This window comes from Xanthomonas theicola, from assembly GCF_014236795.1.
Classification (GTDB): Bacteria; Pseudomonadota; Gammaproteobacteria; order Xanthomonadales; family Xanthomonadaceae; genus Xanthomonas_A; species Xanthomonas_A theicola.
In genome coordinates this window covers 3182633-3208614 of sequence record NZ_CP049017.1, presented here as the reverse complement: position 1 = coordinate 3208614, position 25982 = coordinate 3182633, and the positions used below count along the sequence as shown (strand labels likewise).

Annotated in this window: 21 protein-coding genes, 4 tRNA genes and 1 pseudogene; 21 read left to right on the top strand and 5 right to left on the bottom strand. The window is 68.1% G+C overall.

Annotation, left to right across the window (positions count from 1 at the left end; translation table 11 throughout):
- Nucleotides 1–32 precede the first annotated feature (32 nt).
- Nucleotides 33–635, top strand: a pseudogene (locus G4Q83_RS23495) (transposase).
- A gap of 381 nt (nucleotides 636–1016) precedes the next feature.
- Here G4Q83_RS23495 and G4Q83_RS15020 read toward each other — a convergent pair.
- Together G4Q83_RS15020 and G4Q83_RS15015 are read right to left on the bottom strand one after the other, a co-directional pair.
- Complete coding sequence (locus tag G4Q83_RS15020; protein ID WP_128421196.1) at nucleotides 1017–1829, bottom strand: S1/P1 nuclease; 813 nt, start codon at nucleotides 1827–1829, stop codon at nucleotides 1017–1019.
- A gap of 98 nt (nucleotides 1830–1927) precedes the next feature.
- On the bottom strand, nucleotides 1928–2548 hold the full coding sequence (locus G4Q83_RS15015; RefSeq protein ID WP_128421197.1) for an OmpW/AlkL family protein: 621 nt from the start codon (nucleotides 2546–2548) through the stop codon (nucleotides 1928–1930).
- Nucleotides 2549–2860: 312 nt separating this feature from the next.
- Here G4Q83_RS15015 and gap point away from each other — a divergent pair, with 312 nt between their 5' ends.
- On the top strand, nucleotides 2861–3865 hold the full coding sequence (gene gap, locus G4Q83_RS15010) for a type I glyceraldehyde-3-phosphate dehydrogenase (RefSeq protein WP_128421198.1): 1005 nt from the start codon (nucleotides 2861–2863) through the stop codon (nucleotides 3863–3865).
- Between the two features lie 89 nt (nucleotides 3866–3954).
- Here the strand turns inward: gap and G4Q83_RS15005 are convergent, their stop codons facing one another.
- Together G4Q83_RS15005 and G4Q83_RS15000 are read right to left on the bottom strand one after the other, a co-directional pair.
- Nucleotides 3955–4413, bottom strand: coding sequence for a hypothetical protein (locus G4Q83_RS15005; RefSeq protein WP_246432110.1), 459 nt, complete (start codon nucleotides 4411–4413; stop codon nucleotides 3955–3957).
- Between the two features lie 51 nt (nucleotides 4414–4464).
- Nucleotides 4465–4950 (bottom strand): hypothetical protein, encoded by a 486-nt coding sequence (locus tag G4Q83_RS15000; protein ID WP_128421199.1) that lies wholly within the window; start codon nucleotides 4948–4950, stop codon nucleotides 4465–4467.
- A gap of 308 nt (nucleotides 4951–5258) precedes the next feature.
- Between G4Q83_RS15000 and G4Q83_RS14995 the strand changes: the two genes are divergently transcribed.
- Complete coding sequence (locus G4Q83_RS14995) at nucleotides 5259–5684, top strand: hypothetical protein (RefSeq protein WP_386273613.1); 426 nt, start codon at nucleotides 5259–5261, stop codon at nucleotides 5682–5684.
- Between the two features lie 77 nt (nucleotides 5685–5761).
- Here the strand turns inward: G4Q83_RS14995 and G4Q83_RS14990 are convergent, their stop codons facing one another.
- Nucleotides 5762–6838: a methyl-accepting chemotaxis protein gene (locus tag G4Q83_RS14990; RefSeq protein ID WP_128421201.1), complete on the bottom strand. Its 1077-nt coding sequence runs from the start codon at nucleotides 6836–6838 to the stop codon at nucleotides 5762–5764.
- A gap of 245 nt (nucleotides 6839–7083) precedes the next feature.
- On the opposite strand from G4Q83_RS14990, the gene G4Q83_RS14985 reads away from it, so the two are divergent.
- The 18 genes from G4Q83_RS14985 to rpoB all read left to right on the top strand — a co-directional run bounded on the left by G4Q83_RS14985 (nucleotide 7084) and on the right by rpoB (nucleotide 25946).
- Nucleotides 7084–9771, top strand: coding sequence for a DUF2339 domain-containing protein (locus G4Q83_RS14985; protein WP_128421202.1), 2688 nt, complete (start codon nucleotides 7084–7086; stop codon nucleotides 9769–9771).
- A complete protein-coding gene (locus G4Q83_RS14980) occupies nucleotides 9768–11132 on the top strand; it encodes a DUF3999 domain-containing protein (protein ID WP_128421203.1) in 1365 nt (454 codons plus the stop codon). Before G4Q83_RS14985 ends, G4Q83_RS14980 begins: the two co-directional genes overlap by 4 nt.
- A 272-nt stretch (nucleotides 11133–11404) precedes the next feature.
- Complete coding sequence (locus tag G4Q83_RS14975; protein WP_128421204.1) at nucleotides 11405–12577, top strand: phosphoglycerate kinase; 1173 nt, start codon at nucleotides 11405–11407, stop codon at nucleotides 12575–12577.
- Nucleotides 12578–12715: 138 nt separating this feature from the next.
- Complete coding sequence (locus G4Q83_RS14970) at nucleotides 12716–13180, top strand: GNAT family N-acetyltransferase (RefSeq protein WP_246432109.1); 465 nt, start codon at nucleotides 12716–12718, stop codon at nucleotides 13178–13180.
- A gap of 129 nt (nucleotides 13181–13309) precedes the next feature.
- Nucleotides 13310–13948, top strand: coding sequence for an HAD family hydrolase (locus G4Q83_RS14965; protein WP_386273065.1), 639 nt, complete (start codon nucleotides 13310–13312; stop codon nucleotides 13946–13948).
- Between the two features lie 206 nt (nucleotides 13949–14154).
- Nucleotides 14155–15621: a pyruvate kinase gene (pyk, locus tag G4Q83_RS14960; RefSeq protein WP_128421205.1), complete on the top strand. Its 1467-nt coding sequence runs from the start codon at nucleotides 14155–14157 to the stop codon at nucleotides 15619–15621.
- Nucleotides 15622–15927: 306 nt separating this feature from the next.
- Nucleotides 15928–16013: transfer RNA gene (locus tag G4Q83_RS14955), tRNA-Tyr, on the top strand.
- A gap of 32 nt (nucleotides 16014–16045) precedes the next feature.
- A tRNA-Gly gene (locus G4Q83_RS14950) sits at nucleotides 16046–16119 on the top strand.
- Between the two features lie 30 nt (nucleotides 16120–16149).
- Nucleotides 16150–16225: transfer RNA gene (locus G4Q83_RS14945), tRNA-Thr, on the top strand.
- 45 nt (nucleotides 16226–16270) lie between these two features.
- Nucleotides 16271–17461 carry an elongation factor Tu gene (gene tuf / locus G4Q83_RS14940; protein WP_128421991.1) on the top strand — a complete coding sequence of 397 codons (1191 nt, stop codon included), beginning with the start codon at nucleotides 16271–16273 and terminating at the stop codon, nucleotides 17459–17461.
- Between the two features lie 133 nt (nucleotides 17462–17594).
- Nucleotides 17595–17670, top strand: a tRNA-Trp gene (locus tag G4Q83_RS14935).
- Nucleotides 17671–17721: 51 nt separating this feature from the next.
- On the top strand, nucleotides 17722–18135 hold the full coding sequence (gene secE, locus G4Q83_RS14930; RefSeq protein WP_128421193.1) for a preprotein translocase subunit SecE: 414 nt from the start codon (nucleotides 17722–17724) through the stop codon (nucleotides 18133–18135).
- A 13-nt stretch (nucleotides 18136–18148) separates the two neighbouring features.
- Nucleotides 18149–18706 carry a transcription termination/antitermination protein NusG gene (gene nusG / locus G4Q83_RS14925; protein ID WP_128421192.1) on the top strand — a complete coding sequence of 186 codons (558 nt, stop codon included), beginning with the start codon at nucleotides 18149–18151 and terminating at the stop codon, nucleotides 18704–18706.
- Nucleotides 18707–18906: 200 nt separating this feature from the next.
- Nucleotides 18907–19335, top strand: a complete 429-nt coding sequence (gene rplK, locus G4Q83_RS14920; protein ID WP_128421191.1) for a 50S ribosomal protein L11 — start codon at nucleotides 18907–18909, stop codon at nucleotides 19333–19335.
- Between the two features lie 3 nt (nucleotides 19336–19338).
- The gene (rplA, locus tag G4Q83_RS14915; RefSeq protein WP_128421190.1) at nucleotides 19339–20037 is read left to right on the top strand and encodes a 50S ribosomal protein L1; all 699 of its coding nucleotides are present in this window, start codon (nucleotides 19339–19341) and stop codon (nucleotides 20035–20037) included.
- A 489-nt stretch (nucleotides 20038–20526) separates the two neighbouring features.
- Complete coding sequence (gene rplJ / locus G4Q83_RS14910; RefSeq protein ID WP_128421189.1) at nucleotides 20527–21066, top strand: 50S ribosomal protein L10; 540 nt, start codon at nucleotides 20527–20529, stop codon at nucleotides 21064–21066.
- Between the two features lie 63 nt (nucleotides 21067–21129).
- Entirely contained in the window at nucleotides 21130–21501 is a 372-nt protein-coding gene (gene rplL, locus G4Q83_RS14905; protein WP_128421188.1) for a 50S ribosomal protein L7/L12, read from the top strand.
- Nucleotides 21502–21794: 293 nt separating this feature from the next.
- Nucleotides 21795–25946 (top strand): DNA-directed RNA polymerase subunit beta, encoded by a 4152-nt coding sequence (gene rpoB / locus G4Q83_RS14900; RefSeq protein ID WP_128421187.1) that lies wholly within the window; start codon nucleotides 21795–21797, stop codon nucleotides 25944–25946.
- The last annotated feature ends 36 nt before the right edge of the window (nucleotides 25947–25982 follow it).

Below are 25982 nucleotides of genomic sequence, written 5' to 3'. Positions count from 1 at the left end.
GAGGCACGTTCTTCAGCGTATCTGGATGAGGTATGCGCTGTACCGGGTCATGCCGACCGCGGGGGGGGGGGGGGGGGGGATTGCGCGGCGATTGCAGCGGACGGATGCTGCCCTTGGCGCGCAAGAGCGTGGAGCCGCTGGCCGCCCGTCTGGACCCGCTGCGGGTGCGCGCCCGGCTTCAGACCTTGCATCACTGCGCGGCCAAGTCCGACTGGTCCGGCGATGCGGTGTTGGCACGGGTCCGCCGCTACGTCTCCTCGCCAATGGACTGGAAAGGGACGGTGTACTGGATCGTGGATGACGCCGGGCTTGGCAAGAAGCGCCGGCATTCGGTGGGCGTGGCTGGCCGATAGTGGGGTGAGCTCGGCAAGCAGGACACTTGCCAGGTCGCGGTGAGCGTGTCGCTTGTCACGCCGACGGCGAGCGTCCCCATCGCCTTTGGCCTGTCCCTGCCTGAAGCAGGGGCCGCCGATACGGCGCGAAGGAAAAAGGCGGGGATTGCCAAGAGCGTGGCATGTGCCACCCAACCGGAGAGGGCGCTGGCGCAGATGAAGGCGGCCGATGCCGCTGGCGTTGTGCGCGGCGCGGTGCTGGCGGATGCGACAGTTAGGGAAGTGTCTTCGTCAACAATATAGCCAAGACTATTTGAACAAAATGCATGGGCGAGTAGGGGTTCATCTATCGCGAGTTGCAGGAGAGCGAATGGCCGCCCTGCTGGCACGTCGGCCAGCAGCAGCCCTGCAAGGACCAGCCGCCGCCGACTCGGTGAAGTGGCAGCAACGAATACGCGCGTGCTGCAGGCTGGCGCCGGCCCGGAGGCGGTGATCCATGCCGGCGGCGCGCTGCGCATCGGCACGGATGCATTGCGCGAGGGCCGGGCAAACGGATCGTGCGCGGAATCCTGGGAGCGGCTTCAACCGCGACAGGCCTTGCCGAGACATTTTGCCGCGGCTGAAGCCGCTTGTACAGGTGCTGTAATCTCCCGGTCATGGTGCGTGCGCCGCCGCGGCAACGCGTTACTTGCCCAGCGCAGTGTTCAGCGTGGCGGCCAGATCCGCGCCGGCCTGGCGCACTTGCGCCTCGGCGACCGGGCGCCAGGTCGCCACGTAGTCCGGCGGCAGGGTGGCGCCGGGCGGGTAGAAGCCCGGGCGCAGCACGATCCGGCACGAGGCTTCGGCCCAGGCGGCGGCCGGCGGCGGCAGCACGCTGCCGCCTGGCGCCGACGCCGGCAGCGGTTGCGTCTGCAGTTGCGCAAGGTAGTGCGCTTCGTCCAGGCCACGGCTGCGCAGCAGGCCGCTGTCCCACAGCGCATGCAGGTTGCTGCCCTTGCCCTCGAATTGGATCTGGACAGTGTTGGCGCCCCTGTCGTGGGCATAGCCGGCGTGCAGCGGCTGCTGGATGTCGCCGGCGAAATGCACCACGAACTTCAGCGCCTGGGTCCGAGCCGCCTGCGGCTGGCTGCGGTCGGCGAGGATCGCGGCCTGGCGGCGCAGCGCTTCCACCACGCAGTTGCCGTCGGGGCAGTCGCGGGTCTGCTCGTAGTGGCAGTCGTCCTCGGCCAGGTTGACGTAGTGCCAGGCGGCGCTGCGCTTGCCCAGCTTCGGGTCGTGTTCGCGCAGTTGGTCGGCCCAGTTGGCCACGCCGGCAAGGGTCGGCTCGGGCTCGTCCTGCAGCAGTTGGCGCACTTGCGCGCGCGCCTGCGGGGTGAGTCGGGAATCGGCCAGGTCGGCGACCAGGCGATGGCCCAGCGGACCCCAGGCGAAGGCGGCGGACGGCACGGCGGCGATCGTCGCGGCGAGCGCGGCGTTGAGGAGCAGAGAAGGTTCCATGTGCCGATTCTAGCCGGCGCCGATGCCGGCGCCACGGCGCCGGCGCTCGGTCGTTGCGCCGGCGCTGAGTCTTGCCGCGCGGCCCGGCAGTGCGGCGCTCAGAAATACACCAGATAGGCGAGGCCGTAGCTGACCGGGTCGAGCTTGGCTTCGCCGAGCGTGCGGCCGCCGGCTTCCACATCGCTGCGCATGCCGGTCCAGCGTGCGTCCACGCGCAGCGCGCCGCGTTCGCCGATCGCGAAGTCCACGCCGGCATGCACGGCCGGGCCGACGCTGTCCTTGAACTTGACGTCGTCGCTGGAGAACGCGCCCTTGCCGTCGGCGCCCAGGAACACGGTGTAGTTGAGGCCGACGCCGACGAACGGGGAAATGTCGCCGTTGCCCTCGAAGTGGTATTGCAGCGAGAACGTCGGCGACAGCGCCCAGGCGCGGCCAACGTCGCCGCCCTGTTCCAGGCCGATCTTCTGCTGGCCGAGCAGGGTCTGGATCTCCAGGCCGAGGTTGCCGCGGATGAAGTATTCGTAGCTGAACGACACGGCCGGGGCGGTGTCGGCGCTGAAGCGCTGGTCGCTGCCGGCCAGCGTGCCGTTCGAAGCGCCGGGCACCCTGCCGTGGATGCCGTAGCTGGTGGTGTAGTGTCCGGTCGACTGCGCCGCGGCGGGCAGGGCGATGGCGGCGATGGCAGCGATGGCGATGCGACGGAACAGGCATGGCTTCATGGGGACCCCGGTGGACGGCGAATGGGTGGATGCGAATCCCCGTGTCGGCCCGGCGGCGACCGGCTCACATCCTTGTGCGCCATAGTCTGCCAGAGAAGCGCGGCGGCCGCGCAGCCTCAGAACTTCATCGCGTAGGCCGGGCCTTACACCAGCGGATCGATCTGCGCGGTGCCCATGTTGGTGCGGTCCACCTTCGACTTGGCGGCGCCTTGATCCTGATCAAACGCGCGTGCCGGGCGCGATGAGGCGGGCCTGATAGAATGCCGGCCCCTTCCATCCGCCGCGTCAGGCGCGGCCGCAGGAGCTACTGAAATGGCAATCAAGGTTGGCATCAACGGTTTCGGTCGCATCGGACGCAATGTGCTGCGCTCGGCGGTACAGAATTTCGGCGGCGACATCGAGATCGTCGCCATCAACGATCTGCTCGAGCCGGACTACCTGGCGTACTTGCTGCAGTACGACTCTGTGCACGGCCGCTTCGACGGCGCGGTGTCGGTCGACGGCGATCACCTGGTGGTCAACGGCAACAAGATCCGCCTGACCCAGGAGCGCGACCCGGCGGCGCTGAAGTGGGACGAGGCCGGCGCCGAGGTGGTGATCGAGTCCACCGGCCTGTTCCTGACCAAGGACACCGCGCAGAAGCACCTCGACGCCGGCGCCAAGAAGGTGATCCTGTCGGCGCCGTCCAAGGACGACACGCCGATGTTCGTGTACGGCGTCAACGACGCCGGCTACGCCGGCCAGGCGATCATTTCCAATGCCAGCTGCACCACCAATTGCCTGGCGCCGCTGGCCAAGGTGATCAACGACAAGTGGGGCATCAAACGCGGCCTGATGACCACGGTGCACGCCGCCACCGCCACGCAGAAGACCGTGGACGGCCCCAGCAACAAGGACTGGCGCGGCGGCCGCGGCATCCTCGAGAACATCATCCCGTCCAGCACCGGCGCGGCCAAGGCGGTCGGCGTGGTGATCCCGGAATTGAACAAGAAGCTGACCGGCATGAGCTTCCGCGTGCCGACCTCGGACGTCTCGGTGGTCGACCTGACCGTGGAGCTGGAAAAGCCGGCGACCTACGCCGAGATCTGCGCCGAGATGAAGGCGCAGAGCGAAGGCGCGCTGAAGGGCATCCTCGGCTACACCGAGGACAAGGTGGTGGCGACCGATTTCCGCGGCGACGCGCGCACCTCGATCTTCGACGCCGACGCCGGCATCGCGCTGGACAGCACCTTCGTCAAGCTGGTGTCCTGGTACGACAATGAATGGGGCTATTCCAACAAATGCCTGGAAATGGTCAAGGTCGTCGTGGCGAAGTAGGCCACGCCGTACCGCCCAAGGAAAAAGCGGCTTCGGGCGCTTTTTCCTTGGTTGCCATGGGCTGCCGGCGAATCGCGTCGGCGGCCTGTTCACTCGGCGGCGATGTGCATGCTCTCGCCGCTGCCGGTGACCGCGACCCGGCTGCCCACCGCCAGCCCGGAGATCTGGGCGCTGGGCTTGGAGACCACCACCTGCGACATGTCGTCGAAGCGGATCTTCACCATGTAGTGCGCGGCCGGTCCGTTGCCGGCGATCTTGGCGCCGACGGTCTCGCCAGCGACGGCGCCGGCCGCCTGCGCGGTGCCGACGCCGACCGCGCTCTTGCTCTTCAGGCCGAGGAAGCTGCCGGCCAGGCCACCGAGGTTGGCGGCGACCTTGGTGATGCTCTTGGTCTTTTCGGGCACGTCGGTGTTCTTGTTCTCGATCGGCTCCAGCGCCACGATCGCGCCATGCCGCGCCCCCGCGGCCAGCGCCGGCGTGGTCAAGGCCAGCAGCGTCAATGCGATCACCGGCCAGGCGATGCGGACGAGCGGGTTCTTTACGGTCATCGGATGTTTCCCCTGTAGAGACGGAACGAACGCCGGCGCGGCGCGCGGCGCTTATTTCTTTTTCTTCGGCCGGCCCCAACTGCGGATGTAAGGCTGGCACTTGCTGCCGGCAAAATCGTAGCGGGTGATGACCCCTTCGGCATTGGCGATGAAGGTGATCTCGCAGTGGTGTTCGGCCGGCACGAAGGTGGTCTGGCTGTGCTGGTCCTGCTGGAAGATCGGCGTGGCGGCGACGCCGTTGCCGCCGCCGACCATGCCGATCATCGGTCCTTGCGTGGTCCAGTAGTCGGTGCGGTAGTGCGCCTCGGTCCCGAAGTTGTAGGTGTAGGCGGTCTCGTGGGTCTCGGTGTTTTCCGAGGTGTACAGGCAGCGGTCGACCGGCCACTGCATCATCAGTTCGCCGGCATCCCGGCCGAGCCAGCTACGGGCGATGTCTTCGGGGCTGCCGAACAGGTCGGCCGAGGCCAACGGCGCCATGCCCAGCAGTGCCAGGGCGCACAGCGTGGGCAGCACGTGGGAGCGACGGAGAGTGGGCATTGCGGGTACGTCCTAGCGCTGGGGCGGTGATGCCGGATCCATGGGCTGCAGGTGAAGCGGCTGCTCGCAGCGCGCCGGCGCGATTTCCAACATGCCGCGCGGGTGCCGGCAAGCGGCCGCGGCGGCCGCGCGGCGGTGCTGCTCGGGCGTGGACATCGGCGGCAACGCGTGCACTAATGCAGCGCTGGCCAGCGGACGTTCCCGCGCTGGCGTTGCAGACGATGGACAGGGGGCACTCAAATGGATTCAAGGAGAAAAAAATGCAGATCAACCGTGTAGGGACGGGAGTCCTGGTGCTGGCCGTGGTGATGGCGGCCGCGGTGCCGATGCAGGCGATGGCGAAAAAGCACAGCGGCACGCCGAGCTGGATGAACGCCGAGGGCGAGGTCACCAATTCTTCGGAAGTCGAAGCCGGCTATGGCGAAACCGTCAAGGGCGTCAACGACTACGAAGGCGAGATCACCGGTAAGCCGGCTCCGGACAGCAAGTTCACCCAGATCAAGATCGGCATGCCGATGAAGCAGGTGACCGACCTGATCGGCGAACCCACCGACCAGGGTTCCTACATCACCGGCAAGGCCTTCATCCCGTTCTTCTACGGTGGCGACCGCTACCGCTACGAACTGGCCTACAAGGGCCAGGGTCGGTTGGTGTTCGCCGGCAAGTCGATGGGCAGCGGCGGCAACCTGATCTGGATCATCCACAACAAGAACGACAGCGGCTACCGCGAGTAAGCGGCTGCAGCAGAGCCCGGGCCGCGTAGCGCGCCCGGGCTTTTTTGTGCCTGCGCGCCGGCTCCGGCCGGCCGCGCCTACAGCGCCTGCAGGATCAGCGAATGCCAGCCGGTGCGGTAGGTTTCGTAGCCGGGCGAGGCCGCATGCGCGATGCAGTGCGGGCGCCCGCCGAGATCGCCCAGCCGCGCGCCGCGCGGCTGCGCGAACAACGCTTCGCGGCCGGGGAAGTCGATCCGCTCCTGCAGCATGCGGCCGGCCGAATCGGCCAGGACCTGGCCGCGCTGGTCGACGATGCACACCCGGCTGCGGCCCCATTCCTGCTCGGACAGCGGCGTGCGCTGCACAACCGTCTGCGCCAGCGCATCCCAACGGAACACGATGCCGAGCACGCCCAGCACGCGGCCATCGACGCGGCCGCCGTCGCGCACCGTGCACGAATACACCAGCACGCGTTCGCCATTGGTCAGCGGGCTGGCATGCACGCCCTGGAAGCCGAACTCCTCGCCGCTGCAGGTGCGCGAGGCGTCCTCGAACCACGCCTGGCCGGACGCGTCGCTGCCGGCCGAGGCGTAGTGCTGCGGGCGGCCGTTGGCGAGGATGCGGCCATCGGTGCCGGCCAGCACCAGGTCGAAGTACACCGTGTACGAGTCCAGGATCTGGCCCATGCGCCGCGCCGCGTAGGCGAGTGCGTCGTCGCTGCGGTCGGGGCGCGCGGCTGCGACGATGGCCGCGTCGGTCGCCCACCAGCGCACGTCGCAGCTGCGTTCGTAGAGGTTGCGGTCGATCAGGTCGATGTTGCCCAGCGCCAGCTCGCCCAGGCGCGTGCGCTGCACGTCCTCTTGCAGCCGCTGCAGCGTGTTGCGCATGTCGGCGCTGGTGCTGGCGGCGACCTTGTCCAGATCCTGGGTGGCGTCGGCGACGTGCCGCGACAGCACGTCCATTTCCTGCGCGATGACGCTGAAGCCGCGTCCGGCATTGCCGATCCGCGCCGACTCGATGCGCGCGTTCATCGAGATCACGTGGGTGGTGCGGTTGATCTGGTCGATGCGCTGCAGCGATCGGCGCAGCTGTCCAAGCAGTTGGTCGGACAGGTCGACCACGGAGCGGATATGGTCGTCGATTCCCGCTTCGCTGGGCGTGGCTGGCAAGTTCATTTCGCGCTATCGGTGAGAGGAGAGGAAACGGCAAACAGCAGGCGCAACGTGGGATAGGGGAATTAGCGGCTGGCGGTGCGCCGGCTTTAGGGGCGCCGCGCCGGCATGCGTCGGCATGCGTTGCCGCGCCTGCGCCGGGTGTCGGCGGCGCGGCCGAACTCGTCTACCATTGCCCTCCGCGTCAGGATCGGCGCCGCCGGATCGCTGGCGCGCCGGGTCGTGTCGCCATTGGGGATGGAGACCGGATGGAAGCGTTGATCGTGCTGGTGGTGTTGGCGGTACTGGCGGTGCCGGTGCTGCTGGTCGTGCTGCTGGTGGCGTTGGCCGGCGTCCGCCGGCGCGTCGCCGCGCTGGAACTGCAATTGGCGCCGCTGTGCGCGGTGCCGCCGCAGGCCGACGCCGGATTCGACGCCGATGCCGGTACCGGGGGCGATGTTCAGTTCGATGCCGGGGCAGAGGACGTCGCTGCCGAGGCGGCGCGTCCGTCGGCAGCGGTCGCCCCTGTCGCCATCGCCCCTGCCACACCCGCGCCGCCGCCGCTTCCGCCGCCGTTCGCGGCCCGGCCCGCTGCGGCCGCCGCCGGTGCCGGTGCCGCGCCATCGCCCGAGGCGTGCACCGCGCCGGACCCGGGTCCGCTCGAGCGGCGGCTGGCCGGCGCCAGGCGCTGGTTCACCGCAGGCAACGTGCCGGTCAAGATCGGCATGCTGGTGCTGCTGGCCGGCGTCGCCGCGCTGCTGAAATACGCCGGCGACCAGGGCTGGCTGCGCATGCCGATCGAACTGCGCTATGCCGGCATCGCCGCCGCGGCGCTGGCCGGACTCGGCTTCGGCTGGCACCAGCGCGAACGCAAGCGCAGCTTCGCGCTGGCCCTGCAGGGCGGTGCGATCGGCGTGCTGCTGCTGACCGTGTTCGCCGCGTTCAAGCTGTCCGCGCTGCTGCCGGCCGGAGCGGCGTTCGCGCTGAGCATCGTGCTGGTGGCCGGCATGTGCGTGCTGGCGGTGGTGCAGGAATCGCGCACGCTGGCGGTGCTGGCCACGCTGGCCGGGTTCCTGGCGCCGCTCTGGCTGTCCACCGGCAGCGCCAATCACGTCAGCCTGTTCTCGTACTACGCGGTGCTCAACGCGGCGGTGTTCGCGATCGCCTGGTCCCGGCCGTGGCGGGTGCTGAACCTGCTCGGCTTCGGCTTCACCTTCGGCATCGGCACGCTGTGGGGCGTGCTGCAGTACCAGCCGGCGAAATTCGCCAGCACCGAGCCGTTCCTGCTGCTGTTCTTCGCCTTCTACCTGCTGATCCCGCTGCTGTACGCGCGACGCCAGCCGGCGGTGCGCGGCAACCCGATCGACGGCAGCCTGGTGTTCGGCGCGCCGCTGGTCGCGTTCTCGCTGCAGGCCGGGTTGTTGCGCGGCGAGGGCCTGCCGCTGGCGCTGTGCGCGCTGGGCCTGGCCGCGGTGTATGCGCTGCTGGCCGTGGCGCTGATCCGGCGCGCGCGCTTGGCGGTGCTCGGCCAGGCCTATGCGCTGCTGGCGGTGGGCTTCGCCACGCTGGCGGTGCCGCTGGCGCTGTCCGCCCGCGCCAGCGCCAGCATCTTCGCGCTGGAAGGTGTGGCGCTGGCGTGGCTGGGGCTGCGGCAGCGGCGCTGGCTGCCGCAGTGCAGCGGCGCCGGCCTGCAGATTGCCGCAGCGATCGGCTTCGTGCTGGGACTGGACGCGGCCTGGCGCGACGCCCATGCGGTGGCCAATGCGACCTTCATGAGCGGCGCGCTGCTGGCCGTGGCCGGCCTCGCCAGTGCCTGGAGCTATCGCCGCGCGCGTGCCGACACGCCGGCGCTGGTCTATTACCTGTGGGGCCTGGCCTGGTGGAGCGGGCTCGGCGTCGCCGAGATCGAACGCTTCGTCGCATCCGCTGCGCAAGCCGATCTGTTACTTGCGTTCGTCGCGGTCAGCGGCTGGCTGGCCGCCGAAGCGCAGCGCCGCTGGCCGGCGCGCGTGCTGGCCGCGACCACGCTCGGCGGTTTGTTGCTGGCCTTGCCGCTGGCCGCGTTGCAGGCCGATGCGCATGGGCAACCGTTCGCCGGACACGGGGCCTGGGCCTGGGCGCTGCTGGCGGTGCTCGGCGTGCGCAGCCTGGTCTGCCTGCGCGGCAGCGACAGCATGGCGCGCGCGGCGCAGTGCGTGTGGTGGTGGCTGTGGCCGTGGGTGCTGTCGCTGCTTGGCATGTGGCTGGCGCGGCGCTTCGCCCTGGCCGAGGGCTGGCAGTGGGCATCGCTGCTGGCGCCATGGCTGCTGGCCGCCGCGCTGTCGCTGTGGCGCTGGCGTTGGCTGGCCGCGCCGCTGGGCGCGGACTTCGACCCTTGCCGCAGCGCGCTGCAGGGCAGCTATGTCGGCCTGCTCGGGGTGGCGTGGCTGTGGTCGCTGTGCGTGCCCGGCGCCAGCGCGCCGCTGCCGTGGGTGCCGGTGCTCAACCCGCTGGAACTGACCCAGTTGCTGGTGCTGGCGCTGGCTGCGCGCTGGCTGTGGTCGCCTGCCGTGCCGGCGGCGCTGCGCGGCCGGCGCCTGCAACTGCTGGGCGCCGGTGGGTTGCTGTGGAGCACCAGCGTGACCCTGCACGCGGTGTATGCCTGGGGCGGGGCGCCGTGGGGCGCGGCGCTGCTGTCCGACGGGGTGGCGCAGACCAGCCTGACCGTGGTGTGGAGCGTGCTCGGCGTGCTGGGCTGGGTGCTCGGCTCGCGCCGCGGCCAGCGCGGCCTGTGGCGGGCCGGCGCGTTGCTGATGGCGGTGGTGCTGGGCAAGTTGTTGCTGGTGGACCGCGGCAACCTCGGCAACGTCGCCGGCATCGCCTCGTTCATCGCCTACGGCCTGCTGTGCACCGCGGTCGGCTATTTTGCGCCTGCGCCGCCGCGCGCCACCGAACCGGCCGAGGAGGCCCACCCATGAAACGCCTGATTTTTCCGGCATTGCTGCTGGCGTCGCTGCCGCTTGCGGCCGCGGCCGCAAGCCAGCGCGAGGACTATGCGCAGCAATGGCCGCTGACCTTGCAGGACCCGGCGGCCGGCGCCTATCGGGTGCAGCTCGACGATGCGGTCTACCGCAGCGCGCACCGGGCCTCGCTGGGCGACGTGGAGGTGTTCAACGCCGCCGGCGACGCATTGCCGAGCGACCTGTTCGCCGCCGAACAGGCCGAGGCCGCGCCGCGCCGGCATGCGCTGGCGTGGTTCCCGCTGCCGGCCGCCAGCGATGGCAGCGCGTTGGACCTGGAGCCGATCGCCGAGCGCGACGCCGCCGGCGGCGTGCGCCGCATCCGGACCCGCCTCGGCAGCACGCCGGCCGGCGCGGCCGCGGCCGGCTGGCTGATCGACGCCAGCGCGCTGCGCGAACCGTTGCGTGCGCTGGCGCTGCAGTGGGCGACGGCCGCGCAGCCGCGGCAGGCGCGCTATCGGGTCGAGGCCAGCGACGATCTGCGCGACTGGGAGCTGCTGGTGCCGGAGGCGACGCTGGTCGACCTGGCCAACCAGGGCAATCGCCTGCAGCAGCTGCGTATCGCCATCGATCGCCGGGTGCGCTACCTGCGGCTGTTGCCGCTGTCGCCGATGCCGCTGCCGCGTCTGACCGGCGTGGAGGCCGAACTGGCGCCAGCGCCCGTCGCCGCCGACTGGCACTGGCAGCAACTGGATGCGCTGCATGCCGATCCGGCGCAGCACAGCTTCGACTTCGCATCGCCCGGCCGCTATCCGGTCGCGCAACTGGACATCGCGCTGCCCGGCAACAGCGCGATCGAATGGCGCGTGCAGAGCCGCGACAGCGCCGAGGCGCCGTGGCAGGACCGGGCCGGGCCGTGGGTCGCCTACCAGGTGGGCGCCAGTGCCGGCCGTTCGCCGCCGCAGACGCTGGCGCAACCGGTGCGCGATCGCTACTGGCGGCTGCTGGCCACGCAGGATCCGGGCCGGCAGCGGCCGGCGCTGCGCCTGGGTTACCAGCCGGAAACGCTGATCTTCCTGGCGCAGGGCGCGCCGCCCTACGCGATGGCCGCCGGCAGCGCCCGCACCCAGCGCGCCGCCGCGCCGTTGGCGACCACGCTGCAGGCCTTGCGTGCACAACGCGGGCCGCAATGGACGCCGGCCACGGCCAGTCTCGGCGCGGCGGTGCCGCTGGCCGGTGCCGCCGCGCTGCAGGCCCCGCCGCCGCCGCGCGACTGGAAGAGCTGGCTGCTGTGGGCGCTGCTGGTCGGCGGCGCGCTGATCGTGGCCGGCTTCGCCTTCAGCCTGTTGCACAGGCCGGCCACGCCAGGCCAGGGCTGAGCAGCCGTCTGCCGCTGTGTCGTCGCGCGCCTGCGCCGCGGTCTTGGCTGGCGTGCCGCGCGGCCGTCGCGCATCCGTGCGCCGTCACCCGTCGCGCACGGTCCCGATTTGCCGCTGCGCGGCCGACGCCGGACAATGCATGGTTCCGCCGCTAGGCGCCGCGCCGCGCAGGATCGCCTGCATGCTCGCCGTCCCGGCGCCGTCCAAGTCTGCACCGGCGGACGCCAGCGTCCCTTCATCCCCTGCAACCCCACGATAGCGAGCAACCGACAATGCCCATCCTGCGAATGACCGATCTCGACCTGTCCGGCAAGCGCATGCTGATCCGGCAAGACCTGAACGTGCCGATCGACCACGGCCAGATTACCTCCGAGCAGCGCATCCTGGCGTCGGTGCCGACGCTGCGTCACGCGCTGGAGCAGGGCGCCGCAGTGATGGTGACCTCGCACCTGGGCCGGCCCAAGGAAGGCGTATGGACCCAGGAGGATTCGCTGGCGCCGGTCGCCGCGCGGCTGACCGCGCTGCTCGGCACCGAGGTGCCGCTGTTGCGCGACTGGGTCGACGGCGTGGACATGCAGCCCGGTCGGATCGTGCTGCTGGAGAACTGCCGCATGAACGTGGGCGAAGGCAAGGACGACGCGGCGCTGGCGAAGAAGTACGCGGCGCTGTGCGATGTGTTCGTGATGGACGCGTTCGGCACCGCGCACCGCGCCCAGGCTTCCACCCACGGCGTGATCAAGTTCGCCTCGGTGGCTGCCGGCGGCCCGCTGTTGATGGCCGAACTGGACGCGTTGGCCAAGGCGCTGGAACACCCAGCCAAGCCGCTGCTGGCGATCGTCGCCGGCAGCAAGGTCTCCACCAAGCTGGAGTTGCTGTCGAACCTGGTGGACAAGGTCGAGCAGCTGATCGTCGGCGGCGGCATCGCCAACACCTTCATCGCCGCGGCCGGCCACCCGGTCGGCAAGTCGCTGTGCGAGCCGGACCTGCTCGACACCGCGCGCAAGATCGTCGCCGACGCCAATGCGCGCGGCGCGGCGATCCCGCTGCCTACCGACGTGGTGGTGGCCAAGCAGTTCCTGCCCGATGCCGAAGCCACGGTGAAGGCGCTGGCCGACGTCGCCGACGACGACCTGATCCTGGACATCGGCCCGCAGACCGCCGCGCACTACGCCGCACTGATCGCCAAGGCCGGCACCGTGGTCTGGAACGGACCGGTCGGCGTGTTCGAGTTCGACGCGTTCGGCCACGGCACCGAAACCCTGGCGCGCGCCATCGCCGCCTCGCCGGCGTTCTCCATCGCCGGCGGCGGCGACACCCTGGCCGCGGTCGACAAGTACGGCATCGCCGGGCAGGTGAGCTACATCTCCACCGGCGGAGGCGCCTTCCTGGAGTTCCTGGAAGGCAAGACCCTGCCGGCGGTGGCCGCGCTGGCCGCGCGCGGCTGAGGCACCGGTCCTGCGCACGCTGCCGGCCGCGACAGCGTTCGGCGCGGTGCGCAGAAGGCGTCGGCGAGCGCCGCTGCCACCGCCGCGCGGTTGCGTATGGCGCCATCGTTCCTATCTCCTCCCCATAGGCAAGCAGCGATGAGAATCCGTTCCGCCGATCGCGACGATGCCGCAGGCATGACTGCGGTGCAGAACCAGCTATTTGCCGCCGGCCTGCGCAGCGCGTCCACCGATGTCGCTGCCGTGCTGGAACGCTATCTGCTGCATCCGGACAGGGTCGGTTGCAGCGTCGCCGAGGATGCGGACGGGCGCATCCTGGGGTTCCAGTCGCTGCGGCGCATGCACGCGGGCAACCCGTACGGCGTGGCCGAGGGCTGGGGATTCATCGGCACCCACGTCAGTCCGCAGGCGGCGCGTCAGGGCGTGGGGTCGGCGTTGTTCCGTGCGAGCCTGGCCGCCGCCAGGACGGCCGGTCTGACCCACATCGACGCGAGCATCGGCGCGGACAACGCAGTCGGATCGGCCTATTACGAGGCGATGGGGTTTCGCACCTACCGCAGTGGCGACGGGCTGGTATGCAAGGTCTGCCGGGTGAGCGACTAGCTGGCGTCGGCGCGGCGCTGCCGGTCGTTTCGCGTCCCGCGCGAGTCGAACGCCTGGAAAGGCCGCGGCCCCTGCTGCGCTATCCTGGCCGCCATGACGCGCATCGCGTCCTCATCATCGGCTTTGCGCATGCGGACCCTGTTTTTCGACATGGACGGTACCTTGATTGATTCCGAACCCGGTATCGTCGGCAGCATCGTCCACACCTTCCAGCAGCTCGGTCGGCCGCCGCCGCCGCCGGCGCAGTTGCGCAGTTGGATCGGCCCGCCGCTGCGCGACAGCTTCCACGCGTGTTTCGGGGGCGACCAGGACGTGGTCGAGCAGGCGCTGTCGCTGTACCGCGCCCGTTACGATCGGCTCGGTTGGACCCAGCACCGCGTGTTCGACGGCATTGCGCAGGCCGTGGGCGCGCTGCGCGCCTGCGGCCATCGTCTGGCGGTGGTGACCTCCAAGAACGAGCGTTTCGCCCGCCGCATCGCCGAGCACCTGCCGTTCGGCCACTGTTTCGAAGACGTGATCGGTGCCAGCGACGACGGCCAGCGCCGCTTCAAGCCGGACCTGATCGCCGAGGCGCTGCGGCGGCTGTCGCTGGCGTCGGCGCAGTGCGTGATGATCGGCGACCGGCGCATGGACATCGAGGGCGCCAACCACCATGGCATGCGCAGCATCGGCGTGCTGTGGGGCTTCGGCGACGAAGCGGAGCTGCGCCAGGCCGGCGCCGGCGCGCTGGCGCATGCACCGGTACAATTGCCGGCGCTGGCCGCCTGACACGCCGCAGCGGCGGCAATGCGGTGGCCCTGCCGCGATTCGCCGCGGCGGCACCGGACGGGATGCAGCGCCGGCCGCAAGACCGCATACTGTCCCGCACTGTCCGCAAGACAGGCACGAATCCGCAGCCGCCCATGCCGGTTCGCCATCCAGCCGAAGCGGCGCCTGTGCTAGTTTTGACGGATTTTCCAGGAAACGACGACGTCATGATCGAACGCCAGCGCCGCACCAAGATTCTCGCCACCCTCGGACCGGCGACGGATCCGCCCGGCGTGCTCGAGGACCTGTTCCGCGCCGGTGTCAACGTCGTGCGCCTGAATTTCTCGCATGGCGATCCATCCGGCCAGGCCAAGCGCGCCGCCGAAGTGCGCGCCGCCGCGCAGCGCGTGGGCAGCGAAGTCGGCATCCTCGCCGACCTGCCGGGCCCGAAGATCCGCATCGAGCGCTTCGCCGCCGGCAAGGTGGCGCTGCGCGCGGGGGCGCGCTTCGAGCTGGTCGCCGACGCCAACGCGCCGGCCGGCGACGAAAACCAGGTGGGCGTCAGCTACCTGGGCCTGCCCGACGACGTCAAGCCCGGCGACGTGCTGCTGCTTGACGACGGCCTGCTGCAGCTGCAGGTGGTCGAAGTCGACGGCGCGCGCATCGTCAACACCGTGCTCAACGACGGTGTGCTATCCGATCGCAAGGGTCTGAACAAGCAGGGCGGCGGCCTGTCGCTGGGCGCGCTGACCGAGCGCGACAAGGAGCTGATCGGCATCGTCGCCAAGATCGGCGTGGATTTCATCGCGGTGTCGTTCTGCCGCAATGCGCAGGACATGAACGACGCGCGCCGCATCGCCCAGGAGCACGGCTGCTACGCCGCGCTGGTGTCGAAGATCGAGCGCACCGAGGCGATCGAGAACCTCAGCGAGATCGTCGAGTCCAGCGACGTGGTGATGGTCGCGCGCGGCGACCTGGGCGTGGAGATCGGCGATGCCGAGTTGCCCGGCCTGCAGAAGAAGATCATTCGCGAGTCGCTGGCGCAGAACAAGGTGGTGATCACCGCCACGCAGATGCTGCAGTCGATGGTCGAGAACCCGATCCCGACCCGCGCCGAGGTGCTGGACGTGGCCAACGCGGTGATCGACGGCACCGACGCGGTGATGCTGTCGGCCGAGACCGCCGCCGGCGCCTACCCGGTCAAGGCGGTGCAGGCGATGGCGCGGATCTGCCTGGGCGCCGAGCGCCAGTTCGAGATGGACACCGACTTCGAGGCCGCGCAGCGCAACCTCGAGCGCGCCGACCAGGCGATCGCGATGGCGACGATGTTCCTGTCCGAGCACATCGGCCTGAGTGGCGTGGTCACGCTGACCGAATCCGGCGGAACCCCGCGGTTCCTGTCGCGGTTCCGTTCCAAGATGCCGATCTACGCGTTCACCCGCCACGACGGCGCGCGTCGCGGCATGGCGATGATGCGCGGCGTGTTCCCGATCAACTTCGACAGCCGCGGCCTGACCCCGCGCGAGGCGGCGCGCGCGGCGATCCGTCTGCTGGTCGAGGGCGAGCGCATGGGTCCCGGCGACCGCGTGGTGTTCACCAGCGGCGAGCACATGGAAGTGCACGGTGCGACCAATACGCTGCGCCTGCTCGAGGTCGGCCCGGACGGCCGCGCCAGCGGCCTGGGCGAACTGTAGCCGCAGCCGCGCCGGCGCGCGGTCTTTAATTTTCACGATGACGCCGTACCGCACTTCATTAGGTATGCGCCTTGACTGGATACAGTAGGTTTATCAACCACTTGGGCGTGTCCATTCTATGTCGGTGCTTTCCGAAACTGACGCGCGCGCGTCCGCGGCCGGCTGTGGAGGGACGCGCGGTCGGCCGGCGCCGCCTGCGACATCGCGTCAAAATATTGTTGACAAGGCGGGGATGTCAGGGAAGAATGACGGGCTGTTTCACCCCGGTCTGATTTCGGCCTCGCGGCCTGGTCGGGGCGGGTAGTTGGAGGGATACCCAAGCGGCCAACGGGGGCAGACTGTAAATCTGCTGGCTTACGCCTTCGGTGGTTCGAATCCACCTCCCTCCACCAGTTTTTTCGTTGTGGCAGTGCGGCATCCCGTAGCGGGAGTAGTTCAACGGTAGAACCTCAGCCTTCCAAGCTGATGGTGCGGGTTCGATTCCCGTCTCCCGCTCCATTGAACGCACGTATGCCACAATGGAACAACGCTCACGTAGCTCAGTCGGTAGAGCACCTCCTTGGTAAGGAGGAGGTCGAAGGTTCGATTCCTTTCGTGAGCACCATATTCAGTCTCCAAATCTTTCTACGATCACCGAGAAGAAGCAGCCATGGCCAAGGGTAAGTTCGAGCGCACCAAGCCGCACGTCAACGTGGGCACCATCGGTCACGTCGACCACGGCAAGACCACGCTGACCGCGGCGCTGACCAAGATCGGCGCAGAGCGCTTCGGCGGCGAGTTCAAGGCGTACGACGCGATCGACGCGGCGCCGGAAGAGAAGGCGCGCGGCATCACGATTTCGACGGCGCACGTGGAGTACGAAAGCCCGAGCCGGCACTACGCGCACGTGGATTGCCCGGGCCACGCGGACTACGTGAAGAACATGATCACCGGCGCGGCGCAGATGGACGGGGCGATCCTGGTGTGCTCGGCCGCGGACGGCCCGATGCCGCAGACCCGCGAGCACATTCTGCTGGCGCGTCAGGTGGGCGTGCCGTACATCGTGGTGTTCCTGAACAAGGCGGACATGGTGGACGACGCCGAACTGCTGGAACTGGTCGAGATGGAAGTGCGCGAGTTGCTGAGCAAGTACGACTTCCCGGGCGATGACACCCCGATCATCCATGGTTCGGCGCTGAAGGCGCTGGAAGGCGACCAGAGCGAGATTGGCGTGCCGGCGATCATCAAGCTGGTGGATGCGCTGGACAGCTACATCCCGCAGCCGGAGCGCGACATCGACAAGCCGTTCCTGATGCCGGTGGAGGACGTGTTCTCGATCTCGGGCCGGGGCACGGTGGTGACCGGGCGTATCGAGCGCGGGGTGATCAAGGTGGGCGACGAAATCGAGATCGTCGGCATCCGCGCCACGCAGAAGACCACGGTGACGGGCGTGGAAATGTTCCGCAAGCTGCTGGACCAGGGCCAGGCGGGCGACAACGCGGGCCTGCTGCTGCGCGGCACCAAGCGCGACGACGTGGAGCGCGGGCAGGTGCTGTGCAAGCCGGGCTCGATCAAGCCGCACACCGACTTTGAAGCCGAGGTGTACGTGCTGTCGAAGGACGAGGGCGGCCGTCACACCCCGTTTTTCAAGGGTTATCGTCCGCAGTTCTACTTCCGCACCACCGACATCACCGGCGCGTGCGAGCTGCCGGAAGGCGTGGAGATGGTGATGCCGGGCGACAACGTGAAGATGGCGGTATCGCTGATCAACCCGGTGGCGATGGACGAAGGCCTGCGTTTCGCGATCCGCGAAGGCGGCCGCACCGTGGGCGCCGGCGTGGTGGCCAAGATCATCAAGTAAGGCCCGCTGCGGCGACCTCGGTCGCCGCAGTCCGTCGGTTTGCAGGCGGCTTCGGCCGTCGGGTTCAGCGAAGGGCGGGCCGGAACCTTCGGCCCGCCTTCGCCGTCTAAGGGAAGTGCAGCCGTTTTACTACACGCCAGTAGCTCAATTGGCAGAGCAGCGGTCTCCAAAACCGCAGGTTGGGGGTTCGAGTCCCTCCTGGCGTGCCAATCTGCCGCTCCCTATCCAGTGACCTTGGTCGCACAGCAGCATAGAGTCGGATGAACAGCAAGATCGAGCATTCCAAAGGCACCACCGCGTCCTCGGGCGGCGATATCGTCAAGTACGTCGTCGCTGCACTGCTGGTGGTCGCGGGCCTGTTCGTCTGGTTCTGGTTCGGCGAGCCGAGTCGTGCGATGCAGTTGGGAGCCTGGTCCGGTCCGTTGCGCGGGCTGGCGGTCGTCGTCGGCCTGGTCGCGGCCGCCGCGGTGTTCCTGTTGACCGCCAAGGGCCGCGAGTCCCGCGAGTTCATATCCGAGTCCCGGTTCGAGCTGCGCAAAGTGGTCTGGCCGACCCGCCAGGAAGCGATCCACACCACCTGGGTCGTGGTCGTGGTGGTGATCATTCTGAGTCTGCTGCTGGGCGGGTTCGATTTCCTGATCCAAAAGCTGATGCAGTGGTTCGTGAGTCGTTGAGGAGAGTGCAGCAGTGAAGCGTTGGTATGTCGTCCACGCCTATTCAGGCTTCGAGAAGTCCGTGGCGCAAGCGCTGCGCGACCGCATTGCGCGTGACGAGATGGAGGAGCGCTTCGGCGATGTGCTGGTGCCGACCGAGGAAGTGATCGAGATGCGCTCCGGCCAGAAGCGCCGTTCCGAGCGCAAGTTCTTCCCGGGCTACGTGCTGGTGCAGATCGAGACCCACGAGGAAGGCGGTATTCCGCGCATCGACAACGAAAGCTGGCACTTGGTCAAGGAAACCCCGAAGGTGATGGGGTTCATCGGCGGCACCGCCGATCGTCCGTTGCCGATCCGCGACGAGGAAGCCGATGCGATCCTGCAGCGCGTCCAGGATGGCGTGGAGAAACCGCGTCCGAAGGTGCTGTTCGAGCCGGGCCAGATGGTCCGCGTCACCGATGGCCCGTTCAACGACTTCAACGGCGTGGTCGAGGAAGTCAACTACGAGAAGAGCCGCCTGCGCGTGGCGGTGCTGATCTTTGGCCGCTCCACCCCGGTGGAGCTGGAATTCGGCCAGGTCGAGAAAGCCTGAGCCTGCCGCGGCGCAGCTGTGCCGGGCGCCAAAATCTCTGCTATACTGCGCGGCTCGCTGTGCAGGCCTGTCGCCTGGCAGGACCGGAAGCCGCCGCGAGGCGGCTTTCTGCGCACTTCAAACGTGATGGCGGGACACGTGATTTTCCCGTCGCGATGGGGAGCCTGCGGTTTGGGCGCTAGCACCCGGAGACACTAGAAATGGCAAAGAAAGTCGTCGGTTACATCAAGCTGCAGGTGAAGGCCGGCCAGGCCAACCCCTCGCCGCCGGTCGGTCCTGCGCTGGGTCAGCGCGGCCTGAACATCATGGAATTCTGCAAGGCGTTCAATGCCGCCACGCAGAAGCTGGAGCCGGGCCTGCCCACGCCGGTCATCATCACGGCCTACTCGGACCGTACCTTCACCTTCATCACCAAGAGCACTCCGGCCAGCGTGCTGCTGAAGAAGGCCGCCGGCGTCGCCTCCGGTTCCAAGCGCCCGAACACCGAGAAGGTCGGCAAGGTCACCCGCAAGCAGCTCGAAGAGATCGCCAAGGCGAAGGAAGCCGACCTGACGGCCGCCGAGCTGGAAGCGGCGGTGCGTACGATTGCGGGTTCCGCCCGCAGCATGGGCCTGACGGTGGAGGGTTAAGCGATGGCACAGACCAAGCGACAGAAAGCGATCCGTGCTGCGGTGCAGCCGGGCAAGGCGTATCCGATCGACGACGCGCTGAAGATTCTCAAGTCCACCAGCAAGGCCAAGTTCGTCGAAGCCGTCGACGTGGCCGTGCGCCTGGGCGTGGATGCCAAGAAGTCCGACCAGCAGGTGCGCGGTTCCACCGTGCTGCCGGCCGGCACCGGCAAGAGCGTGCGCGTGGCCGTGTTCGCCCCGGCCGGCGCCAAGGCTGACGAAGCCCTGGCCGCTGGCGCCGAAGCCGTCGGCATGGACGATCTGGCCGAGAAGATGCAGGCCGGCGACCTGAACTACGACGTGGTCATCGCCACCCCGGACGCGATGCGCGTCGTCGGCAAGCTGGGTACGCTGCTGGGCCCGCGCGGCCTGATGCCGAACCCGAAGGTCGGCACCGTGTCGGCCAATCCGGCCGAAGCGGTGAAGAACGCCAAGTCGGGTCAGGTGCGCTACCGCACCGACAAGGCCGGCATCATCCACTGCACCATCGGCAAGGCCAGCTTCGAAGACGACGCGCTGAAGAACAATCTGCAGGCGCTGCTGCTGGACCTGGTCAAGGCCAAGCCGGCGACCTCGAAGGGCACCTACCTGCAGAAGGTCTCGGTGAGCTCGACCATGGGTCCGGGCGTCATCGTCGATCAGGCGTCGCTGTCCCTGAAGTAATTCGCAACGCGGCGCCGCCTCCCCGGAGGCGGCGCCGGTTCCACCCTTTTGAAGGCGCCGCCGAGGGGCAACCCGACGCGAAGCCGTCAAAGACCGCAGGCGCGGTCGGCGCATACCGACGACGGGCACGGAAGCTCGCTATGGCAAGGAGTCGCCGCCGGTACAGCGGGATCGCTTAATCCAGTCCCCGCGGGGACGCGCCGGCGTAGATGGTGCCGCCTTTCTGGAGTTTTTCTGGTTCAGGCCAGCCCGGGGTTTCCCGGGCGCGCTCACTCCAGGTCTGGAACGGCCACCAACTGGGATGCCATTCGGCGTCCCCGGCATCCAGGATGGAGGCCGCCCAGGACCGCACGCGGCAGGAGCCGCAAGCGGAGTTTGTTTGAAGCGGGGAGGCGAGATTCGCGATCGGGGACTGGCAAGAGCGGCGTTGTCGCTCCTGACGGATCCCGAAGCACCGATCCCGACTCCCGGCTTTAACGGAGGAGTGCAATGGCTCTCAATCTGTCCCAGAAGCAAGAAGTCGTCGCCGAACTGGCAGACGTTGCCGCGAAGGCTCACTCCTTGGTTGCTGCCGAGTACGCCGGCATCACGGTCGCCCAGCTGACCGCGATGCGCAAGAAGGCGCGCGAAACCGGTGTGTACTTGCGTGTCGTCAAGAACACCCTGGCCGCGCGTGCCGTTGCCGGTACCGAATACGAGTGCGTCCAGGACGCGCTGGTCGGTCCGTTGCTGTATGCGTTCTCGACGGAAGAACCCGGCGCTGCCGGTCGTCTGATCAAGGAATTCGCCAAGGGCAACGACAAGCTGCAGGCCAAGGTCGTGTCCGTGGGTGGCCAGCTGTATCCGGCCGCTCATCTCGAGGTGCTGGCATCGCTGCCGACCCGCGAGCAGGCGCTGGCCATGCTGGCACGTGTCCTCGCCGAGCCGGCGAGCATGTTCGCCCGCGCGGTCAAGGCAGTGGGCGACAAGCTCGGTGGTGGCGACGAAGCCCCCGCCGCAGCGGAAGAAGCCCCGGCCGAAACGGCTTAAGTTCGCGACACCTGAAACGGTTCACTAGAACCTCATCCAGAAAAAATTCCAAAGGTAATCACAATGTCCCTGTCTAACGAACAGATCGTCGACGCAATCGCCGAAAAGTCGCTCATGGAAGTGATGGAGCTGGTCAAGGCCATCGAAGAGAAGTTTGGCGTCTCCGCCGCCGCCCCGGTCGCCGCTGCCGGTCCGGCCGCGGCCGCCGCCCCGGTCGAAGAGCAGACCGAGTTCAACGTCATCCTGAAGGCTGTCGGCGAGAAGAAGGTCGAAGTCATCAAGGCCGTGCGCGCCATCACCGGCCTGGGCCTGAAGGAAGCGAAGGACCTGGTCGAAGGTGCTCCGCAGACCGTTAAGGAAGCCGTGTCGAAGGAAGATTCCGAGAAGTTCAAGAAGGATCTCGAGGCCGCCGGCGCGACCGTCGAAATCAAGTAATCGGCATCTTGCATCGCCAGCGTGTCAGGTGATGCATCGAAGGCTGGGGACGCAAGTCCCCGGCCTTTGGCCGTTGTTGCAAAGCCGGGGTTGGATGTTCGGCATGGGAGATTCGGGCGCGGTCGTTGATCCATCCCGAATCCCGTCATCCCCAATCTCGGCCTCACCGAGTTGGTAGTTGGAAGTAGCGGGAGAAGGCGTGCTGGTGCCGGCAATACCAGCGACTTCCAACTGACAATTTATGTTCACTCAGGGCCGCGGACGCGCGGCCCGTATAGCCAAGGTGATACCTCATGACGTCTTATTCGTTCACCGAAAAGAAGCGTATCCGCAAGGATTTCGGCAAGCAGCGCTCGATCCTCGAAGTGCCGTTCCTGCTGGCGATCCAGGTGGATTCCTACCGCGAGTTCCTGCAGGAGAACACCGACCCGAACAAGCGTTCGGACCACGGCCTGCATGCGGCCCTGAAGTCGGTGTTCCCGATCTCCAGCTACAGCGGCAACGCCGCGCTGGAGTACGTCGGCTACAAGCTGGGCGACCCGGTGTTCGACGAGCGCGAGTGCCGCCAGCGCGGCATGAGCTACGGCGCCCCGCTGCGCGTGACCGTGCGCCTGGTGATCTACGACCGCGAGTCGTCGACCAAGGCCATCAAGTACGTGAAGGAGCAGGAGGTCTACCTTGGCGAGATCCCGCTGATGACCGACAACGGCACCTTCATCGTCAACGGCACCGAGCGCGTCATCGTCTCGCAGTTGCACCGCTCGCCGGGCGTGTTCTTCGACCACGACCGCGGCAAGACCCACAGCTCGGGCAAGCTGCTGTACAGCGCCCGCATCATCCCGTACCGCGGTTCCTGGCTGGACTTCGAGTTCGACCCGAAGGACGCGCTGTTCACCCGTATCGACCGCCGCCGCAAGCTGCCGGTGTCGGTCCTGCTGCGCGCGCTCGGCTACTCGAACGAAGAAATGCTGGCCGAGTTCTTCGAGATCAACACCTTCCACATCGACCCCAAGGAAGGCGTGCAGCTGGAGCTGGTGCCCGAGCGCCTGCGCGGCGAGACCCTGAACTTCGACCTGGCCGATGGCGACAAGGTCATCGTCGAGGCCGGCAAGCGCATCACCGCGCGCCACGTCAAGCAGCTGGAAGCCGCCGGCGTCGCCGCGCTGGCCGTGCCCGACGAGTACCTGGTCGGCCGCATCCTGTCGCACGACGTGGTCGATGCCTCCACCGGCGAACTGCTGGCCAGCGCCAACGACGAGATCAGCGAAGACCAGCTGACCGCGTTCCGCAAGGCCGGCGTCGACGCCGTGGGCACGCTGTGGGTCAACGACCTGGACCGCGGCCCGTACCTGTCCAACACCCTGCGCATCGACCCGACCAAGACCCAGCTCGAGGCACTGGTCGAGATCTACCGCATGATGCGTCCCGGCGAGCCGCCGACCAAGGATGCCGCGCAGAACCTGTTCCACAACCTGTTCTTCACCTTCGAGCGCTACGACCTGTCCACGGTCGGCCGCATGAAGTTCAACCGCCGTGTCGGCCGCAAGGACGTCACCGGCGAGTCCGTGCTGTACGACCGGAAGTACTTCGGCGAGCGCAACGACGAGGAGTCCAAGCGCCTGGTCGCCGAGCACGCCGACAGCTCCGACATCCTGGACGTGATCCAGGTCCTGACCGAGATCCGCAACGGCCGCGGCGTGGTCGACGACATCGACCACCTGGGCAACCGCCGCGTGCGTTCGGTCGGCGAGATGGCCGAGAACGTGTTCCGCGTGGGCCTGGTCCGCGTCGAGCGCGCGGTCAAGGAGCGCCTGTCGATGGCCGAGTCCGAGGGCCTGACCCCGCAGGAACTGATCAACGCCAAGCCGGTGGCGGCCGCGATCAAGGAGTTCTTCGGCTCCTCGCAGCTGTCGCAGTTCATGGACCAGAACAACCCGCTGTCGGAAGTGACGCACAAGCGCCGCGTGTCCGCGCTGGGCCCGGGCGGCCTGACCCGCGAGCGCGCCGGCTTCGAGGTGCGCGACGTGCATCCGACCCACTACGGCCGCGTCTGCACCATCGAGACGCCGGAAGGCCCGAACATCGGCCTGATCAACTCGCTGGCGGTGTATGCTCGCACCAACCAGTACGGGTTCCTGGAGACGCCGTACCGCAAGGTCGTGGACGGCCAGATCACCGACGAGGTCGAATACCTGTCGGCGATCGAGGAAAACGAGTACGTGATCGCGCAGGCCAACGCGCTGCACGATGCCAAGAGCCGCCTGACCGAGCAGTTCGTGCCGTGCCGCTACCAGGGCGAGTCGCTGCTGAAGCCGCCGGCCGAAGTGCACTTCATGGACGTGTCGCCGATGCAGACCGTGTCGATCGCGGCCGCGCTGGTGCCGTTCCTGGAGCACGACGACGCCAACCGCGCACTGATGGGCGCGAACATGCAGCGCCAGGCCGTGCCGACGCTGCGTGCGCAGAAGCCGCTGGTCGGCACCGGCATCGAGCGCGCGGTGGCGCGCGACTCGGGCGTGACCGTGAACGCGCGGCGTGGCGGCGTGATCGAGCAGATCGACGCCGGCCGCATCGTGGTCAAGGTCAACGAGGCCGAGATCGGCGGCGGCACCGACGCCGGCGTGGACATCTACAACCTGATCAAGTACACGCGCTCCAACCAGAACACCTGCATCAACCAGCGTCCGCTGGTCAATGTGGGCGACGTGATCGCGCGCGGCGACGTGCTGGCCGACGGTCCCTCGACCGACATCGGCGAGCTGGCCCTGGGCCAGAACATGCTCATCGCGTTCATGCCGTGGAACGGCTACAACTTCGAGGACTCCATCCTGCTTTCCGAGCGCGTGGTGGAAGAGGATCGCTACACCACGATCCACATCGAAGAACTGACCTGCGTGGCGCGCGACACCAAGCTGGGGCCGGAGGAGATCTCCGCCGACATCCCCAACGTGTCCGAGCAGGCGCTGAACCGCCTGGACGAGTCGGGCGTGGTGTACATCGGCGCCGAGGTGCGCGCCGGCGACATCATGGTCGGCAAGGTCACGCCGAAGGGCGAGAGCCAACTGACCCCGGAAGAGAAGCTGCTGCGCGCGATCTTCGGCGAGAAGGCCTCGGACGTGAAGGACAGCTCGCTGCGCGTGCCGCCGGGCATGGACGGCACCGTCATCGACGTGCAGGTGTTCACCCGCGACGGCATCGAGAAGGACAAGCGCGCCCGCCAGATCGAGGAAAACGAGATCAAGCGGGTCAAGAAGGACTTCGACGACCAGTTCCGCATCCTGGAAAGCGCGATCTATGCGCGTCTGCGCACCCAGCTGATCGGCAAGGTCGCCAACGGCGGTCCGAACCTGAAGAAGGGCGACACCATCACCGACGTGTACCTGGACGGGCTGAAGAAGTCCGACTGGTTCGCGCTGCGGATGAAGGACGAGGAGCCGTCGGACGCGATCGAGCGCGCGCAGAAGCAGATCCAGGCGCACGAGAAGGAATTCGAGCGTCGCTTCGCCGACAAGCGCGGCAAGATCACCGCCGGCGACGACCTCGCCCCGGGCGTGCTGAAGATGGTCAAAGTGTTCCTGGCGGTGAAGCGCCGCATCCAGCCCGGCGACAAGATGGCCGGTCGCCACGGCAACAAGGGTGTCGTGTCGATGATCCAGCCGATCGAGGACATGCCGTACATGGCCAACGGCGAGACCGTGGACATCGTGCTGAACCCGCTGGGCGTGCCGTCGCGCATGAACATCGGCCAGGTGCTGGAAGTGCATCTGGGCTGGGCCGCCAAGGGCCTGGGTCGCAAGATCCAGAACATGCTCGAGGCCCAGGCCAAGGTCGCCGACCTGCGCAAGTTCCTGACCCAGATCTACAACCACGACCAGAAGCTGGGCGAGGACCGCGTGGACCTGGACCAGTTCAGCGACGCCGAGCTGCTGGCGCTGTCGAAGAACCTGACCGACGGCGTGCCGATGGCCACCCCGGTGTTCGACGGTGCGACCGAAGCGGAGATCAAGCACATGCTCGAACTCGCCGACCTGCCGATCAGCGGCCAGACCCAGCTGTACGACGGCCGCACCGGCGAGGCGTTCGACCGCCACACCACGGTCGGCTACATGCACATGCTGAAGCTGAACCACCTGGTCGACGACAAGATGCACGCGCGCTCCACCGGTCCGTACTCGCTGGTCACCCAGCAGCCGCTGGGCGGCAAGGCGCAGTTCGGCGGCCAGCGCTTCGGCGAAATGGAAGTCTGGGCGCTGGAAGCCTACGGCGCGGCCTACACCCTGCAGGAAATGCTGACGGTGAAGTCCGACGACGTGCAGGGCCGCAACCAGATGTACAAGAACATCGTCGACGGCGAGCACGAGATGGTCGCGGGCATGCCGGAATCCTTCAACGTCCTGGTGAAGGAAATCCGCTCGCTGGCCATCAACATGGAACTGGAAGACTGAGAGGCCGGGACCCGGGACCGGGGACCCGGGACCCGG

Excerpts from the sequence above, each read along its gene's own strand:
- G4Q83_RS14990 (WP_128421201.1), bottom strand. The coding sequence starts at position 6,838 with ATGAACTTGCCAGCCACGCCCAGCGAAGCGGGAATCGACGACCATATC.
- G4Q83_RS14995 (WP_386273613.1), top strand. The coding sequence starts at position 5,259 with ATGGCGGCCGCGGTGCCGATGCAGGCGATGGCGAAAAAGCACAGCGGC.
- G4Q83_RS14985 (WP_128421202.1), top strand. The coding sequence starts at position 7,084 with ATGGAAGCGTTGATCGTGCTGGTGGTGTTGGCGGTACTGGCGGTGCCG.
- rplL (WP_128421188.1), top strand. The coding sequence starts at position 21,130 with ATGTCCCTGTCTAACGAACAGATCGTCGACGCAATCGCCGAAAAGTCG.
- rplJ (WP_128421189.1), top strand. The coding sequence starts at position 20,527 with ATGGCTCTCAATCTGTCCCAGAAGCAAGAAGTCGTCGCCGAACTGGCA.
- gap (WP_128421198.1), top strand. The coding sequence starts at position 2,861 with ATGGCAATCAAGGTTGGCATCAACGGTTTCGGTCGCATCGGACGCAAT.
- secE (WP_128421193.1), top strand. The coding sequence starts at position 17,722 with ATGAACAGCAAGATCGAGCATTCCAAAGGCACCACCGCGTCCTCGGGC.
- rplK (WP_128421191.1), top strand. The coding sequence starts at position 18,907 with ATGGCAAAGAAAGTCGTCGGTTACATCAAGCTGCAGGTGAAGGCCGGC.
- G4Q83_RS14970 (WP_246432109.1), top strand. The coding sequence starts at position 12,716 with ATGAGAATCCGTTCCGCCGATCGCGACGATGCCGCAGGCATGACTGCG.
- rpoB (WP_128421187.1), top strand. The coding sequence starts at position 21,795 with ATGACGTCTTATTCGTTCACCGAAAAGAAGCGTATCCGCAAGGATTTC.
- rplA (WP_128421190.1), top strand. The coding sequence starts at position 19,339 with ATGGCACAGACCAAGCGACAGAAAGCGATCCGTGCTGCGGTGCAGCCG.
- G4Q83_RS14975 (WP_128421204.1), top strand. The coding sequence starts at position 11,405 with ATGCCCATCCTGCGAATGACCGATCTCGACCTGTCCGGCAAGCGCATG.
- G4Q83_RS15015 (WP_128421197.1), bottom strand. The coding sequence starts at position 2,548 with ATGAAGCCATGCCTGTTCCGTCGCATCGCCATCGCTGCCATCGCCGCC.
- G4Q83_RS14980 (WP_128421203.1), top strand. The coding sequence starts at position 9,768 with ATGAAACGCCTGATTTTTCCGGCATTGCTGCTGGCGTCGCTGCCGCTT.
- pyk (WP_128421205.1), top strand. The coding sequence starts at position 14,155 with ATGATCGAACGCCAGCGCCGCACCAAGATTCTCGCCACCCTCGGACCG.
- G4Q83_RS15005 (WP_246432110.1), bottom strand. The coding sequence starts at position 4,413 with ATGACCGTAAAGAACCCGCTCGTCCGCATCGCCTGGCCGGTGATCGCA.
- G4Q83_RS15020 (WP_128421196.1), bottom strand. The coding sequence starts at position 1,829 with ATGGAACCTTCTCTGCTCCTCAACGCCGCGCTCGCCGCGACGATCGCC.
- tuf (WP_128421991.1), top strand. The coding sequence starts at position 16,271 with ATGGCCAAGGGTAAGTTCGAGCGCACCAAGCCGCACGTCAACGTGGGC.
- G4Q83_RS15000 (WP_128421199.1), bottom strand. The coding sequence starts at position 4,950 with ATGCCCACTCTCCGTCGCTCCCACGTGCTGCCCACGCTGTGCGCCCTG.
- G4Q83_RS14965 (WP_386273065.1), top strand. The coding sequence starts at position 13,310 with ATGCGGACCCTGTTTTTCGACATGGACGGTACCTTGATTGATTCCGAA.